This window comes from Variovorax sp. JS1663 (assembly GCF_002157355.1).
Classification (GTDB): Bacteria; Pseudomonadota; Gammaproteobacteria; order Burkholderiales; family Burkholderiaceae_C; genus Variovorax.
Window position 1 is genome coordinate 76,959 of the sequence record NZ_LYMK01000002.1, and the last position, 14,594, is coordinate 91,552.

General features: G+C 70.6%; 14 protein-coding genes. 3 read left to right on the top strand and 11 right to left on the bottom strand.

Going from position 1 to position 14,594, the window contains the following annotated elements:
• Positions 1-14 precede the first annotated feature (14 nt).
• From A8M77_RS02570 to A8M77_RS02610, 9 genes are all read right to left on the bottom strand, one after another.
• Entirely contained in the window at positions 15-4,040 is a 4,026-nt protein-coding gene (locus tag A8M77_RS02570) for a Pls/PosA family non-ribosomal peptide synthetase (RefSeq protein WP_086920198.1), read from the bottom strand.
• Positions 4,041-4,118: 78 nt separating this feature from the next.
• Positions 4,119-5,243: a lytic murein transglycosylase gene (locus A8M77_RS02575; RefSeq protein WP_443269998.1), complete on the bottom strand. Its 1,125-nt coding sequence runs from the start codon at positions 5,241-5,243 to the stop codon at positions 4,119-4,121.
• Positions 5,244-5,448: 205 nt separating this feature from the next.
• A complete protein-coding gene (locus A8M77_RS02580; RefSeq protein WP_086919986.1) occupies positions 5,449-5,949 on the bottom strand; it encodes a dihydrofolate reductase in 501 nt (166 codons plus the stop codon).
• A gap of 4 nt (positions 5,950-5,953) precedes the next feature.
• Positions 5,954-6,787 (bottom strand): thymidylate synthase, encoded by an 834-nt coding sequence (locus tag A8M77_RS02585; protein ID WP_086919987.1) that lies wholly within the window; start codon positions 6,785-6,787, stop codon positions 5,954-5,956.
• Between the two features lies 1 nt (position 6,788).
• Complete coding sequence (locus A8M77_RS02590; protein WP_086919988.1) at positions 6,789-7,103, bottom strand: CcdB family protein; 315 nt, start codon at positions 7,101-7,103, stop codon at positions 6,789-6,791.
• 8 nt (positions 7,104-7,111) lie between these two features.
• Positions 7,112-7,351 (bottom strand): type II toxin-antitoxin system CcdA family antitoxin, encoded by a 240-nt coding sequence (locus A8M77_RS02595; RefSeq protein WP_086919989.1) that lies wholly within the window; start codon positions 7,349-7,351, stop codon positions 7,112-7,114.
• A 75-nt stretch (positions 7,352-7,426) separates the two neighbouring features.
• The gene (locus tag A8M77_RS02600; protein ID WP_086919990.1) at positions 7,427-8,158 is read right to left on the bottom strand and encodes a glutamine amidotransferase; all 732 of its coding nucleotides are present in this window, start codon (positions 8,156-8,158) and stop codon (positions 7,427-7,429) included.
• Between the two features lie 11 nt (positions 8,159-8,169).
• Positions 8,170-9,591 (bottom strand): FAD-binding oxidoreductase, encoded by a 1,422-nt coding sequence (locus tag A8M77_RS02605; RefSeq protein ID WP_086919991.1) that lies wholly within the window; start codon positions 9,589-9,591, stop codon positions 8,170-8,172.
• A 55-nt stretch (positions 9,592-9,646) separates the two neighbouring features.
• Positions 9,647-10,045 carry a DUF2069 domain-containing protein gene (locus A8M77_RS02610; protein WP_086919992.1) on the bottom strand — a complete coding sequence of 133 codons (399 nt, stop codon included), beginning with the start codon at positions 10,043-10,045 and terminating at the stop codon, positions 9,647-9,649.
• A gap of 50 nt (positions 10,046-10,095) precedes the next feature.
• On the opposite strand from A8M77_RS02610, the gene A8M77_RS02615 reads away from it, so the two are divergent.
• Genes A8M77_RS02615 through A8M77_RS02625 form a run of 3 tightly spaced genes read left to right on the top strand, consistent with a single transcriptional unit; the run spans position 10,096 to position 12,415 of the window.
• Positions 10,096-11,313 (top strand): YihY family inner membrane protein, encoded by a 1,218-nt coding sequence (locus A8M77_RS02615; protein ID WP_086919993.1) that lies wholly within the window; start codon positions 10,096-10,098, stop codon positions 11,311-11,313.
• A 42-nt stretch (positions 11,314-11,355) separates the two neighbouring features.
• Complete coding sequence (locus tag A8M77_RS02620) at positions 11,356-11,742, top strand: thioredoxin family protein (protein ID WP_086919994.1); 387 nt, start codon at positions 11,356-11,358, stop codon at positions 11,740-11,742.
• A gap of 10 nt (positions 11,743-11,752) precedes the next feature.
• The gene (locus tag A8M77_RS02625) at positions 11,753-12,415 is read left to right on the top strand and encodes an NAD-dependent epimerase/dehydratase family protein (RefSeq protein WP_086919995.1); all 663 of its coding nucleotides are present in this window, start codon (positions 11,753-11,755) and stop codon (positions 12,413-12,415) included.
• Here A8M77_RS02625 and A8M77_RS02630 read toward each other — a convergent pair.
• Together A8M77_RS02630 and A8M77_RS02635 are read right to left on the bottom strand one after the other, a co-directional pair.
• A complete protein-coding gene (locus A8M77_RS02630) occupies positions 12,399-13,211 on the bottom strand; it encodes an alpha/beta fold hydrolase (RefSeq protein ID WP_086919996.1) in 813 nt (270 codons plus the stop codon). The two genes, A8M77_RS02625 and A8M77_RS02630, sit on opposite strands and share 17 nt — an antisense overlap.
• The gene (locus tag A8M77_RS02635) at positions 13,211-14,533 is read right to left on the bottom strand and encodes an O-acetylhomoserine aminocarboxypropyltransferase (protein ID WP_086919997.1); all 1,323 of its coding nucleotides are present in this window, start codon (positions 14,531-14,533) and stop codon (positions 13,211-13,213) included. The genes A8M77_RS02630 and A8M77_RS02635 overlap by 1 nt, the downstream gene beginning before the upstream one ends.
• Between the last annotated feature and the right edge of the window lie 61 nt (positions 14,534-14,594).

The following is a 14,594-nucleotide window of genomic DNA, read 5'->3' on the forward strand; positions in this document are numbered from 1 at the left end:
TCGCGCCCTGCGGCTCAGCGGGCCGCGGCAGGCGCGGCCGGATTGCCGCTCCACACGCTCGCGGCCGGGATGGTCTCGCCCTTCATCACCAGCGTGAGCGGCCCGAGCTGCGCCCGGTCCTCGACCCGCGCGCCGTAGAGCACCGTGGTGCGCGGGCCGATGGTCACGCGTTTGCCGATGCGCACGTGGTCGATCTTCATCACGCGGTCCTCGAACAGGTGGGTCTGCGGGCAGCTCTGCGCATTGAGCTCGCTGTGCGCGCCGATGTGCACGCAGTCGAACTCGGTGATGTCGGTGGTGTCGAGGTACACGCCGCGGCCGATGCGGCAGCCCAGCAGCCGGAAGGCCATGGGCAGCCAGGGGGTGCCGCGCAGGTAGTGCATGAAGTTCGGCACCGCAATGCCCTCGTAGAGGTTGGTCGCGGCTTCGGAGAGCCAGACGAAGGGCGTCCACATCGGCACCTCGCGCGGCCGGTAGCGGCGCAGCAGCAGCCACTTGAAGAGCAGGACGAAGACGAAGGTGCCCAGGCCGAAGATCAGGCCGTCGACCATCAGGTACCAGGCCACCCAACCCCATTGGCTGGCCGCGGCCAGCGGCATCACCGCGAGCACGATGCTGTAGCCCGCCGCGATCACGATCGCGTGCGGCGCGACGATGCGGAAGCCCTCGACCAGCGCGCGCCCGAGCCGGCGCAGCGCCGAGGGGCGGTAGGTCAGCGATTCGGGGTGGCCCGTGACCGTCTCGCGCGCGGGCAGGTGCAGCGCCGGCGAGCCGGCCCAGGTGTCGCCGCTCTGGATGGCGTGGCGGTCGGGCACGCGCGAGAGCACGCCGATCAGCACGTTCTCCGGCAGCGTGGTGCCGTCGGGCACGTAGGCGCCGTTGCCGATGAAGCTGCGGCGCGAGACCACGGTGGGCTGCATCGTCATCCAGCCGCCGTCGATCTCCTCGTCGCCCAGCAGCACCGCATCGGCGACGAAGGTCTCGTCGCCGAGCGTGAGCATGTCGGGCACCACGCCCAGGGCGGTGGAGATCTCGGCATCGCGGCCCACCCTGGCGCCGAGCAGGCGGTACCAGGTCGGCGCGAACACGGTCGCGTACAGGCCGTGCAGCACGTTCAGGCTGCCTTCCTGGATCTGGTTGACCAGCCACTTGACGCAGTAGGTACGGCTGTGCACCGGCCAGCTGCCGGGGGCGAGGCGCGGCATCAGGCCCCAGCGCAGGGCGGCGGCGGCCAGCACCGTCAGCACCACCATCACCGCGCTGGCGGGGAGCGCGAAGACGAAATACTTGAGCAGCTGCAGGGCCGTGGAGCTGGTCTCCAGCCACGGGAAGCGCTCGGTGTCGTCGAGCACGTCGATCAGCAGGAAGGTCGGGAACACCGGCAGGAAGAACAGCACCGAGACCAGCGCCGCGCCGATGGCGAAGAAGGCCGTTTCGGCGCCGCGCCGGGCGGCGCTCGCCGGCGGCCGCGGCGGCAGGGAAGCCGGATCGAAGGCGCCGCCGTCGCGCGCGGGCGAGCCCACCCAGAGCCTGCGCTCGGGCACCGACTGCCCCTCGCGCAGCGCCGACTGGCCGTCGAGGTGGCCCCAGGCGCCGATGCGCGTGTCGCCTTCGAGCACCGCATAGGAGCCCACGTGCGCGTCGGCCCCGATCTCGATGCGGCCGAGCACCAGTTCGCCGCGCTCGACGCGTGCGTTCTCGAAGTTGACCGCGTTGCCCACGCTCACGCGGTCGCCGAGCGCAAGCAGGTCGGGTGCGCGCAGCTTGACCGAGCCGATCACCACGTCGTCGCCGATGCGCGCCCCCAGCGCGCGCCACCACCAGGCATGCAGCGACGCGCCGCTGAGCAGGTAGGTGGGCGCGGCATCGATCAGCCGGTCGGCCAGCCACCAGCGGTAGTACACGAGGCCCCACAGCGGATAGCGCCCCGGCGCGAGTCGGCCGGCGACCAGCCACTTGGCCCCGATCGCGAGCGCGAACTCGAGCACCGTGGCCAGCAGGAACATCGCCACCGACATCGCGATCGCGTAGGGGATCGAATCGCCCGGGCTGCCGGTGTGGAAGTGGTAGGTGAAGAAGGGCGCGAGCCACTGCATCATGCGCAGCGCCACCAGCAGCGGGATGGCGGCGGCCTGGGCGAGGCCGCAGCGCCAGCGGCGCAGGGCAGAGGGCGGGGCCCAGTCCGGCGTGTGTTCCGCCGCGACGCCATCGCGCTCCAGCACCGACGCGATGCGGCCGATCACGCGGTGCTGGTAGATGTCGCGCACGGTGGCGTGCGCGAAGCGCGGGTCCGCGCGCAGGGCCGAGGCCAGGCGCGCGGCGAGCAGCGAATGGCCGCCGAGGTCGGCGAAGAAATCGGCATCGCGCCGGATCGCCAGGCCCGGGAACATCCGGGCCAGCGCCGTGAACAGCGCATGCTCGGCGGCACCCTGCGGACGATCGGAGTCTTCAGCTTCGGCGGCTGCCGCCAGCGGCCGCGCCTTGAGCGTCTTGCGATCGATCTTGCCCGAGGTCAGGCGCGGCATCGCCTCGAGCATCTCGAAGCGTGCGGGCAGCATGTAGGGCGGCAGCCGCGCGGCCAGCGCCTCGCGCAGCGCCGTGACCGACAGCGGCGCATCGGCCACGATGAAGGCCACGAGTTGGTCGATGCCCTCCTCGGCGCGCAGCAGCACGGCCGCGGTGCCGACGCCCGGCTGCTGCGCGAGCGCGGCCTCGATCTCGCCCAGTTCCACGCGGAAGCCCCGGATCTTGACCTGGTCGTCCACCCGGCCCAGGCATTGCACGCGGCCGGCGGCATCGATGCGCGCGAGGTCGCCGGTGCGGTAGAGGCGCTGGTCGTGCTCGCCGGTGGCCCAGGGGTTGGGCAGGAACTTCTGGGCCGTGAGCTCGGGCCGTCCGAGGTAGCCGGCGGCCACGCCGGGCCCGGTGATGCACAGCTCGCCGGTCTCGCCACGGGGCAGCAGGGCCGGGCCCTGCTCGCCGTCGGCCTCTGCGTCGACCACCAGCAGCGCGTAGTTGGGCAGCGGCCGGCCGATGGTGACCGGCTCGCCCGCGCGCAGCTCGGCCAGGCTGGCGGAGACGGTGGCCTCGGTGGGGCCGTAGGTGTTGAAGACCTGCCGGCCGGGCCGGGCCCAGCGCGCGGCCAGCGTATCGGGACAGGCTTCGCCGCCGAGGTTCACGATGCGCAGGCCGGGCACGTCCTCGCCGAACAGGGCCAGCAATGTGGGCACCGCATGCAGGACGGTGATGCGCTGGGCCTTCAGCGCCGCGGGCAGGGCCTCGGGGTTGGCGGCGATCTCCTTCGGCGCGACCCACAGGGTGGCGCCGGCCAGCCAGCTGATCCAGATCTCCTCGAAGCTCATGTCGAAGGCGACCGAGAAGCCCTGGTACACCCGGTCCTCGCCGCGCACGCCGAGCACCGCGTTCTCGCTGCGCAGGAAGTGGCAGATGCTGCGCTGGGTGATGGCGATGCCCTTTGGCTTGCCGGTGGAGCCCGAGGTGTAGATCACGTAGGCCGGATGCGCGGGCCTGGCGCCCTCGCGGCGGCGCAGCGGTTGTTCGGGCGCGGACGCGAGCAGCGCCTCCGCCGTCCACACCGTGCGGCCGAGGCCGGCCAGGCGTGGCGCCAGCTCCTCGCCGGTGAGCACGCCGGCCGCGTCGGCATCGTCCAGGCAGATGCCGATGCGTTCCACCGGCGTGTCGACGTCGAAGGGCAGCCAGGCCGCGCCGGTCTTGGCGATGGCCAGCTGCATCGCGATCAGCTCGATGCCCCGCGGCAGCCACAGGCCCACGATCTGGCCGGGGCGCATGCCGGCCTCGATCAGGCGCGAGGCGGCGAGGTTGGCGAGCGCGTCGAGCTCGCGGTAGCTGAGCGTGCGCTCGCCGAAGACGAGGGCCGGATGCTCGGGCCGCTCGGCGGCGGTCGCTTCGAACAGGTCGGCAAGCACCTCTTCGCGCAGCAAGTCGGGACGGGAGGGGCCATGCAGGATGTCGTGCGCCGTGGCCAGCGGCGGCGGGGAGAAGCGGGGAAGCGCGGACATGAGGTACAAGGCCAACGTCCCAGCGCCGCAGGCGGATGACGCAGGCCGGCGGCCCGCCGCCGCGCGACACGACAGTGGCTAAGGCTGCTGCAGGCGCTGCAGCAACTCCAGGGTCGGATAGCCGTCCGCGGGCAGGCCGGCACTGCGCTGATACCGGCGCACGCCCTCGCGCGTGGCCGGCCCCATCACGCCGTCGGGCGTGCCGCTGGCAAAGCCGCGCTGGTTGAGCGCGGTCTGAAGCTCCGCCATCTGGCTGCGCGTCAGCATGGCCAGGTCGCGTGGCCAGGGTGCCTGCACGCCGGCGCCGCCGGCGATTCGCTGCGACAGCAGCCCGACCGCGAGCGCGTAGCTGGTCGAATTGTTGTAGCGGAGGATGGCGCGGAAGTTGGGCCCGACGAGGAAGGCGGGGCCGCGGGCGCCGGCCGGCAGCAGGATCGCGCCGTCGGCGAATTCCGGCAGCGGCTGGCCGTTCATGCCTTGCAGCCCCTCGGCCGCCCACTGGGCGCTGGACTGGCGGATCGACGGATCGGCGCGGGCGTGGTCGAAGCCCGGCGGCAGCAGGACCTCGGCCCCCCAGGGCTGCCCGGCCTGCCAGCCGGCGCGCGCGAGGAAGTTCGCGGTCGAGCCCATCACGTCGGCCATGCTGCCCCAGATGTCGCGACGGCCATCGCCATCGGTATCCACCGCGTAGGCCAGGAAGCTCGAGGGCAGGAACTGGGTCTGGCCCATCGCGCCGGCCCAGGAGCCGATCATGTCGTCGCGGCCGATGTCGCCCCTGTCGAGGATCTTCAAGGCCGCGAGCAGCTCCCCGCGCGCCCAGTCCGCGCGCCGTCCTTCGAAGCCCAGCGTGGCCAGCGCGTCGATGGTCGAGGTGCTCCCGTAGTTGCTGCCGTAGTTGCTTTCCATGCCCCAGACGGCCACCAGGATGGCCGGCGGCACGCCGTAGCGCGCGGCTGCCGCGTCGACCTCGCCGCGGACCTGCAGCAGCTTGTCCTGGCCGGACGCGATGCGCTGGGCCGAGACGGTGCCATCGAGATAGTCCCAGACCGCGCGCGTGAATTCGGGCTGCGCACGATCCAGCTCGATGACGCGCGGAAGGTACTGGACCTTGTCGAACGCCGCGCGCAACGTGGCCTCGCCGATGCCTGCCGCGCGTGCGGTCGCGCGGAAGTCGGCCACCCACCGGGTGAATCCCTGCTGCAACTGCGCGTCGTCCGCACTGGCCTGGCTCGAGGGAGCGGCTGCCGGGGTCGGCGTGCTGGCGGCGGGTGGGGGTGAGGGCGCGCTGGGTGGCGCGGATGCGCAGCCTCCCAGGAGGGCAGCCGCAAGCGCCGTCAGGGCCAGCCGGTGGAAGCCAGGCGATGGAAACCGGATGGAATGCCGCAAGTGCACGTGAAGATGCCGGTGCTCAGGGCCGCTCGAGCGTGATGAAGCTGTAGCGCAACCCATTGGCCGCCATGTGCGACTCGCGCGCGGTCTCGCGCCAGGAGGTGTCGAAGCGCGGCGCCCAGGCGTCGCCTTCGTAGTGGCGGTCGATCTCGGTCACGATCGCGCGCTGGGCCAGCGGCTCGGCCTCGGCGTAGATCTGGGCGCCGCCGATCACCCACACTTCCGGCTCCTCGGCCTGCTCGCAGCGTGCCAGCGCCTCGCGCAGGCCGTCGGCGCACTCGGCGCCCTCGGCCTGCCAGCCGGGCTGCCGGCTGATCACGATGTTGCGCCGCCCCGGCAGCGGCCGGAAGCGCGGCGGCAGCGAGTCCCAGGTCTTGCGGCCCATGATCACCGGCGCGCCGGCGGTCTGCTGCTTGAAGTGGGCCATGTCCTCCGGCAGGTGCCAGGGGATGCCGCCCTCGTGGCCGATGACGCCGTTGGCGGCGCGGGCCAGGATCAGGTTGATGCGGGTGGTGGTCATGGCGCTAGACCGCGACGGGCGCTTTGATGGGGTCGTGGTGGCGGTAGTCCACGATCTCGAAGTCTTCGTACTCGTAGTCGAGGATCGAGGCCGGCTTGCGCCTGATGCGCAGCGTCGGGTACGGGTACGGCTCGCGGCTGAGCTGCAGCGCCACCTGCTCGGCATGGTTGCTGTAGATGTGGCAGTCGCCGCCGGTCCAGATGAAGTCGCCCACGTCCAGGTCGCACTGCTGCGCCACCATGTGGGTGAGCAGCGCGTAGCTGGCGATGTTGAAGGGAACTCCCAGGAAGATGTCGGCACTGCGCTGGTAGAGCTGGCAGCTCAGGCGGCCGCGTTCGCCGTCGTTCTGCGGCGGTGCCACGTAGAACTGGAAGAAGGCATGGCAGGGCATCAGCGCCATCTTCGGCAGGTCGGCCACGTTCCAGGCGCTCACGATGATGCGGCGCGAGTCGGGGTTGGTCTTGAGGGTGTCGATCACCTGGCGGATCTGGTCGATGTGGCCGCCGTCCGGCGTCGGCCAGCTGCGCCACTGCACGCCGTAGACGGGGCCCAGGTCGCCGTCCTCGCGCGCCCATTCGTCCCAGATGGTGACGCCGCGCTCCTTGAGCCAGTTGTTGTTGCTGGAGCCGGTCAGGAACCACAGCAGTTCCACGATGATGGACTTCAGGTGCACCTTCTTGGTGGTGACCAGCGGAAAGCCCTCGTTCAGGTCGAAGCGCATCTGATGGCCGAACACGCTCTTGGTGCCGGTGCCGGTGCGGTCGCTCTTGTAGACGCCGTGGGTGTCCACGTGGCGCATGAAGTCTTCGTATTGGGAGCGGATGGGGCGAGTGGGCATGTCAGTAGGAGCCAAAGAGCATGTCGAGTGCGTCGACGATCACGTCGCTCTGCCCTTGCAGGTTGAGGATGGGCGTTCGAAGATCCGCGGCAGGAAAGGCAGCAAGCGCAGCAATGTCCATGACGACCTGCGTCCCGGCTATTTCGAACGAGGGGTTGAGATCGCGCATCGGCAGGCCGAACATTCTGGCGAGCCGCATTGGCGCCACGATACGGGTGTCGACACCGTGGATGTAGTTGTTCTGCAGGTCCAACAGGAACGGGGTGCTCTTGCGGAGGCTGGCATCGGGGTGCCGGTAGATGTCGAAGCGCGCCATGCACGGGCTCAGAATGTGCGGTACTTGGCCAACGGCAGGCCTTCCTTGGCGATACGCGCGTTGTAGGCTTCCATGGCTTCCTTGTTCTCCTCGGCCCATTTCTCCCAATAGCGGCGTTTCACCTCTTCTGCGAGCAGATGGTCGACCGTCTGCGACACGTTCATGCCCAGCTCGCGGGCCATCTCCAGCACCTTGCTGTTGAGCGAGAGGTTCGCGGCCTTCTTGGGCGCGTTGTCGAAGCGAAACATGGGGAGGCTCCTTGAGCGTCGGGAATGCGCATAGTTTACGCGCATGACCCGTGAACATGACACCCCCGGGTAGGGTCATGCAACGCCGCTGTCCCGTCCCTGCAGTTCGTCGAGCCAGGCCCCCATCACCCGCTCCAGTGCAGCCGCCAGGCCCGGGCCCTGGCGCGCGGCGTCGCGTCGCAGCGCGGCGATGTCCACGCCGGCCTGCGCCAGTTCCACCGTGTGGCCGATCAGCCATTGCTCGATGCGGCGCGGGTCGGCTTCCAGGTGGAACTGCCAGGCCATGGCAGCGGGCCCGGCCATGAAGGCCTGGTGCGGGCACAGCGCGGTCTCGGCCAGGCTGGCGCAGCCGGGCGGCAGCGCGAACTGGTCGCCGTGCCAGTGGAGCACGCTCTGGCCCTGCAGCGCTGCCAGCGGCGAGGCGCGGCCGGCTTCGGTCAGGGTCATGGGGCCGAAGCCGATCTCCTTGCGGCCATGGGGCATGGGTGCGACGCCGGCGCCCAGCGCGCGCGCCATCAGCTGCGCGCCCAGGCAGATGCCCAGCAGCGGCCGGCCGCTGGCGAGGCGTCGGCGGATCAGCTCGACCTCGGCGGCCAGATGCGGGTACAGCGCATCGTCGTACACGCCGATGGGGCCGCCCAGCACGACCAGCAGGTCGATCGCATCCAGGTCGATGCGGGCGAGGTCGTCCACGCCGACGTCGTGGTGGTCGATCCGCGAACAGCCGCGGCGGCGCAGCAGCGGCTCCAGCAGGCCCAGGTCTTCGAAGGCGAGGTGGCGCAGCGCCAGGACGGAACGGCTGCTCATGTGTCCCCGCCTCAGGTCCGTATCACCCGCCCCGGATTCAGCAGGTTCTGCGGGTCCAGCCCGCGCTTGATGGCGCGCATCATCTCCAGCGCCACCGGTGACTTGTGCGCCTCCAGCGTCTCGACCTTGAGCGAGCCCACGCCATGCTCGGCCGAAAAGGAGCCGGCGAAGCGGCGCACCGATTCGTACACCAGGCCGTTGATCCGGTCCTCGTGGTCGCGCAGGAAGTCGCCGTTGTGCGCACCGGCCGGCGCCTGCACGTTGTAGTGCAGGTTGCCGTCGCCCAGGTGGCCGAAGTTCACCAGCCGCACACCGGGCATCTCGCGCTCCAGCAGGGCATCGGTCTCGGCCACGAAGGCCGGGATGCGCGAGACCGGGATCGAGATGTCGTGCTTGATGTTGAGCCCTTCCTCGGCCTGCGCGAGCGGGATGCTCTCGCGCACGTGCCAGAGCTGGTGGGCCTGGGTCAGGTTCTCGGCCACCACCGCGTCGCTCACGCAGCCGGACTCGAAGGCCGTTTCGAGCAGGGCCTCGAAACGGGCGCGCGCATGGTCTTCCGACTCGTTGTCGGAGTTCTCCAGCAGCACGCAGTAGGGCACGCCGTCGTCTTCGATGAAGGGCACGCGCTGGGCCGGGAAATGCCTGGCCACCAGGCTGAGCGCGAAGCGGCCCATCACCTCGAAGCCGGTGAGCCCGGCGCCCAGGCGCTGGTGGGCCAGGCCCAGCAGTTCCACCGCCTGCTCCAGCGTGGGCACGGCGGCCCAGGCGGTCAGCCGCGCCGCCGGCAGGGGATAGAGCTTCAGCGTGGCGGCGGTGATGATGCCCAGCGTGCCTTCGCTGCCGATCATCAGGTCGCGCAGGTCGTAGCCGGTGTTGTCCTTGCGCAGGCCGCTGGTGCCTTCCCAGATGCCGCCCTGCGGCGTGACCACCTCCAGGCCCAGGCACAGCTCGCGCGCATTGCCGTAGCGCAGCACCTGCGTGCCGCCGGCGTTGGTCGCGAGGTTGCCGCCGATGGTGCAGCTGCCCTCGGCCGCCAGGCTCAGCGGAAACAGGAAGCCGGCCTTCTCGGCCGTCTCCTGGAGCGTCTGCAGCACGCAGCCGGCCTCCACCGTCATCGTGAGGTTGGCCGCATCCACCTCGCGCACCGCGTTCATGCGCTGCAGGCTCAGCACCACCTGGGTGCCGCTCTCGTCGGGGATGGAGCCGACCGCGAGGCCGGTGTTGCCGCCCTGCGGGACGATCGCGGTGCCGGCGGCCGCGCAGGCCTTCACCACCTCGGCCACCTGCGGCGTGCTGCCCGGGCGCACCACGGCCAGCGCCTTGCCGCGGGCGCGCTTGCGCCAGTCCTGCTCCCAGGCGCCGAGGTCGCCCTCGGTCAGTACGTTGGCCGCACCCACGATGGCGCGCAACTGTTCGATCAACTCGGTGTTCATTGGGTACCTCCGCCTTCGGCTGCGGTGCGAGCGCCTTCGGGCGGCCGTGCGACGCTCATGGCGCGGCTCCTTCCAGGCTGTGGGACTTGGCGTGCCGAAGGCGAAGGCGCACATGCCAGGCGCAGGCGGCGAAGAGCACGAGGCACAGCAGGACCTCGGCCAGCGCGAGCACCCGGCTCGTGCCGTCCACGTCGCTCCAGGCGCGCACCACGCCCTCGGTGAAATAGAGCCAGACCAGCAGGCTGACCCAGCGGTAGGTGTACATGCGGTTCTTCAGGATCCCCGCCAAGGGGATGGCGAGCGGCAGCACCTTGAGCGCCAGCCAGGAGCCGCCCGGGCGCAGCGGCGCCAGCCACAGTTCCCAGGCCAGGCCCAGCGCGATCAGCCCGAGCAGGCTGCCGGCGGCGAGCCAACGGGTGGCGGAGACGGAAGGGGGAGCGGCGGGAGCTTTCACGGCGGCGGAGTCGGGGCGGTCGGCGCCGGGCTGGCAGATGACCCGATGGCATGATAGCCGCCATGAATCGCCGGCAACTCTGGAGGGATCTTTCGCATTTTCCCTGGGGCAATACGGCGGCGGTGCTGGGCGAGCGCTTCCGCGAGGACCGCCTCGGCCTCACCGCCAGCAGCCTCACCTTCACCACCACCATCGCGATGGTGCCCTTCTTCACCGTGGCGCTGGCGCTGTTCACGGTGTTCCCCATGTTCGCCGCCATGCAGGGGCGCGTGCAGCGCTGGCTGATCGAGAGCCTGATCCCCGACAACATCGCGCGCCAGGTGCTGGGCTACCTCAACCAGTTCGCCAGCAAGGCCAGCGAACTGGGCGTGGCCGGCCTGGTGGTGCTGCTGGTCACGGCCATCGCGCTGATCCTCACCATCGACAAGACGCTCAACAACATCTGGCGGGTGCGCACGCCGCGGCCCTTCGCGCAGCGGGTGCTGATCTACTGGGCCGCCCTCACGCTGGGGCCGCTGGTGCTGGCCCTGAGCCTGAGCACCACCGCCTACGTGTTCTCCGTCTCGCGGGAGTGGGTCGGGCGCGGCATGCTCAAGCTGGTGTTCGACGCCTTCGAGTTCGTGCTGCTGGCCGGCGGCATGGCCTCGCTCTACCACTACGTGCCCAACACGAACGTCAAATGGGCCCATGCCTGGGCCGGCGGCGTCTTCGTGGCGGCGGCGATCGAGGTCGCCAAGCGGGTGCTGGGCTACTACCTGAGCCTGGTGCCGACCTATTCGGTGCTCTACGGCGCCTTCGCCACCGTGCCGATCCTGCTCGTGTGGATCTACGTGGCGTGGGTGATCGTGCTGCTGGGCGCGGTGATCGCCGCCTACCTGCCCAGCCTGCTGACCGGGGTGGCGCGGCGCGGCGGCATGGCCGGCTGGCCGCTGCAGCTGGCGGTGGAGGTGCTGCAGCACCTGGCGCAGGCGCGGGATTCGCAGGTCAAGGGCCTGGGCGCGGCCGACCTGGTCGCGCGAATGCGGGTCGACGTGCTGCAGCTCGCGCCGGTGCTGGAGACACTGGTGGCGCTCGACTGGGTCGGGCCGCTGGCCGAGGAGCCCGTCGACGAGGACCCGCGCTACGTGCTGCTGGCCGACCCGGCCCGCACCCCGCTGGAGCCCCTGCTCAGGGAACTGCTGCTGCCGCAGGCGCCGCCGCTCGATAACCTGTGGCAGAAAGGCCCCTTGCGCTCGCTGCTGCTGCAGGATTTGCTGCCGTATCGATAATGGCGGGGCCTTTCGCTTCGCTCCAACCTCATTCATTCAGCCTTGAACGATTCCGTCTCCCCCGCGACCCTGGATGCCGCCGACGACACCTTGTGGGTGGTCTGCCTCTGCGCCGAATGGTGCGGCAGCTGCCGCGAGTACCGGCCGCTGTTCGAGCAGGTGGCGCGGTCCCATCCGCGCTTCCGCTTCGCCTGGGTCGACATCGAGGACCATGCCGAGCTGGCGGACGACTTCGACGTCGAGACCTTCCCCACGCTGCTGGTGGCCGGCGAATCCGGCACCCGCTTCCTCGGCCCGCTGCTGCCGCACGCCGAGACGCTGGCCCGCATGCTCGGCGCCCTGCAACAGGCCCAGGCGCCGGCGCCGGAAGTCCGCACCCTGATCGCCGCGCTGGCGCGCGATCCGGGCAGCTTCGAGATCACCCACTGACGAACGCCCCATGAAGGTCCTGCTTTTCGGCGCGACCGGCATGGTGGGCCAGGGCGTGCTGCGCGAGTGCCTGCTCGATCCCGGCGTCACGAAGGTGCTGAGCGTCGGCCGCCGGACGACCGGCCAGGTGCATCCGAAGCTCGAGGAGCTCGTGGTGCCGGACATGCTCGACTACGGCGCGGTCGAGGACCGGTTGGCGGGCTACGACGCCTGCTTCTTCTGCCTCGGCGTGTCCTCCGTCGGCATGAGCGAGCCGGACTACCGGCGCGTGACCCTCGACATCACGCTGGCCGCAGCCCGGCTGCTGGTGCGGCTCAACCCGCAGATGTGCTTTGTCTACGTCTCCGGCGCCGGCACCGACAGCACCGAGCGCGGCCCCAGCATGTGGGCGCGCGTCAAGGGCGAGACCGAGAACGCGCTGATGCGCCTGCCCTTCAGGGCCGCCTACATGTTCCGCCCCGGCTTCATCCAGCCCTTGAACGGCGTGCGCTCCAAGACGGCGTTGTACCGGTGGATCTACGTGCTGGCCACCCCGGTGTTCGGCCTGGTGCGCCACCTGTCGCCGGATCGCGTGACCACCAGCGAGCAGATCGGCCGCGCCATGCTGGCCGCGGCCCGCAACGGCGCGCCCGCGCCGCTGGTGGAAATGTCCGACATCAACGCGCTGCGCTGAAGAAATCCCGCAGCGCGAACAGCACCTCGTCCGGTGCCTCGCTCATCAGCGCATGGCCCGCCGTGACCTGCACCGTCCGCCCATCGCGCGCCTTCGCCGCGAGCGCTTTGGTGGCGCGCGGTGGCGTCATCTGGTCGGCGTTGCCGAGCACGAAGAGGACGGGGCACTGCACCGCGGCCATCGCGGCCTCGCCGTTGGCGTAGTCGTTGCAGGCCTTGAAGCCGACGTGGAACACGTTGACCTCGCGGTTGCTCGCCAGCACGCGGCGCATCAGCGCGCGCGAGCCGCCGTAGAGCCAGGTGCCCGGCCCCAGCGTGGAGGGCGGCGGGGCCAGCATCGAGTGCGAGAAGCTGTTGACCATGGCGATGGCGCGCTGCGGGTCGTTCAGCGATGCATCGAGCAGGGCGGGCGACACGGTCATCGGGTAGGCGGTCCCCACCATCGCCAGGTGCGTGATGCGCCCGGGCGCGCGCGCCGCGGCCTCCAGCGCGATCAGCGAGCCGAAGCTGTGGCCGGCGAGGGCCGCCTTCTGGACGCCCGCCGCATCGAGCAGCGCCAGCACGAACTGCGCGGCCGCCTCCACGCTGGCGGGCGGCGCGCCTTCGCTGCGGCAGTGCCCCGGCAGGTCCACCGCCAGCACATTCCAGCCGTGGTGAGCGAACCAGCGGCTCTGCAGAATCCACACGCTGTGGTCGTTGAGCACGCCGTGGATGAAGACCACCGTCGGCTTCGCGGCATCGAAGGGCTTGCCGCCGGTGTAGCAGTAGGCTTTGTGGCCGTTGACGATGAGATCCATCAGGAGCCTGCCTTTTCCGCGGCCTTTTCTGCCGCCTTCAGTGCGCGCTTCAGGTCATCGATCAGGTCCGCCGGATCCTCCAGGCCGATCGACAGGCGGATCGTGCCCTGCGAGATGCCGGCCGCCGCCAGCGCCTCGTCCGTCATGCGGAAGTGCGTGGTGCTCGCCGGATGGATCACCAGGCTGCGGCAGTCGCCCACGTTGGCCAGGTGGCTGAAGAGCTTGAGCGTCTCGATGAACACCTTGCCCTGCTGCCGGTTGCCCTTGAGATCGAAGCTGAACACCGCGCCCGCGCCCTTGGCGCCGTGGCGCAGCAGCCGGTTGGCCAGCGCGTGGCTGGGATGCGATTCGAGCAGCGGATGGCCCACGTGCGCCACGAAGGGATGCGAGGCCAGGAACTCCACCACCTTCTGCGTGTTGTCGATGTGGCGCTCCATGCGCAGCGGCAGGGTCTCGATGCCCTGCAGGATCAGCCAGGCCGTGTGCGGGCTCATCGAGGCGCCGAAGTCGCGCAGCCCTTCGCGCCGCGCGCGCAGCAGGAAGGCGCCCACCGTGCTCTCTTCGCTGAACACCATGTTGTGGAAGCCCTCGTAGGCCTGGGTCAGCTCGGCGAACTTGCCCGAGCGCTCCCAGTCGAAGCTGCCCGCGTCGACCACCACGCCGCCGATCACCGTGCCGTGGCCGGAGAGGAACTTGGTGGCCGAGTGGTAGACCAGGTCCGCGCCCCAGTCGAAGGGCTTGATCAGGTAGGGCGAGGTGAGGGTGGAGTCCACCAGCAGCGGCACCCCGGCTGCGTGGGCGATCTCGCTCACTGCCGGGATGTCGAGCACGTCCAGGCCGGGGTTGCCCACCGTCTCGCCGAACAGCAGCCGCGTTTCGGGCCGGATGGCGGCGCGCCAGCCGTCCAGGTCGCCGGGCTTGACGAAGGTGGTGTCGATCCCGAAGCGCCGCAGCGTGTAGTGCAAAAGGTTCTGCGAGCCGCCGTAGAGCGCGGTGCTGGCCACGATGTGCGAGCCCGCGCCCATCAGCGTGGCGATCGCCAGGTGCAGCGCCGCCTGGCCGCTGGCCGTCGCGATCGCGCCGATGCCGCCTTCCAGCGCGGCCACGCGCTGCTCGAGCACCGCGTTGGTCGGGTTGCTGATGCGCGAGTACACGTGGCCGGCGCGCTCCAGGTTGAAGAGCGCGGCCGCATGGTCGCTCGACTCGAACACGAAGGAGGTGCTCAGGTGGATGGGCACGGCGCGCGCGCCGGTGGCGGGGTCGGGCGCCGCACCGGCGTGCAGCGCGAGCGTGTCGAAGCCGGGATCGGAATAACCGGGCATGGGGACCTTTCGAAGCAACCGTTTTCTGCAATGCCCCGTTACGCGCGCGATGCCTGCGACG

Excerpts from the sequence above, each read along its gene's own strand:
- A8M77_RS02570 (WP_086920198.1), bottom strand. The coding sequence starts at position 4,040 with ATGTCCGCGCTTCCCCGCTTCTCCCCGCCGCCGCTGGCCACGGCGCAC.
- A8M77_RS02580 (WP_086919986.1), bottom strand. The coding sequence starts at position 5,949 with ATGACCACCACCCGCATCAACCTGATCCTGGCCCGCGCCGCCAACGGC.
- A8M77_RS02585 (WP_086919987.1), bottom strand. The coding sequence starts at position 6,787 with ATGCCCACTCGCCCCATCCGCTCCCAATACGAAGACTTCATGCGCCAC.
- A8M77_RS02590 (WP_086919988.1), bottom strand. The coding sequence starts at position 7,103 with ATGGCGCGCTTCGACATCTACCGGCACCCCGATGCCAGCCTCCGCAAG.
- A8M77_RS02595 (WP_086919989.1), bottom strand. The coding sequence starts at position 7,351 with ATGTTTCGCTTCGACAACGCGCCCAAGAAGGCCGCGAACCTCTCGCTC.
- A8M77_RS02600 (WP_086919990.1), bottom strand. The coding sequence starts at position 8,158 with ATGAGCAGCCGTTCCGTCCTGGCGCTGCGCCACCTCGCCTTCGAAGAC.
- A8M77_RS02605 (WP_086919991.1), bottom strand. The coding sequence starts at position 9,591 with ATGAACACCGAGTTGATCGAACAGTTGCGCGCCATCGTGGGTGCGGCC.
- A8M77_RS02615 (WP_086919993.1), top strand. The coding sequence starts at position 10,096 with ATGATAGCCGCCATGAATCGCCGGCAACTCTGGAGGGATCTTTCGCAT.
- A8M77_RS02625 (WP_086919995.1), top strand. The coding sequence starts at position 11,753 with ATGAAGGTCCTGCTTTTCGGCGCGACCGGCATGGTGGGCCAGGGCGTG.
- A8M77_RS02630 (WP_086919996.1), bottom strand. The coding sequence starts at position 13,211 with ATGGATCTCATCGTCAACGGCCACAAAGCCTACTGCTACACCGGCGGC.
- A8M77_RS02635 (WP_086919997.1), bottom strand. The coding sequence starts at position 14,533 with ATGCCCGGTTATTCCGATCCCGGCTTCGACACGCTCGCGCTGCACGCC.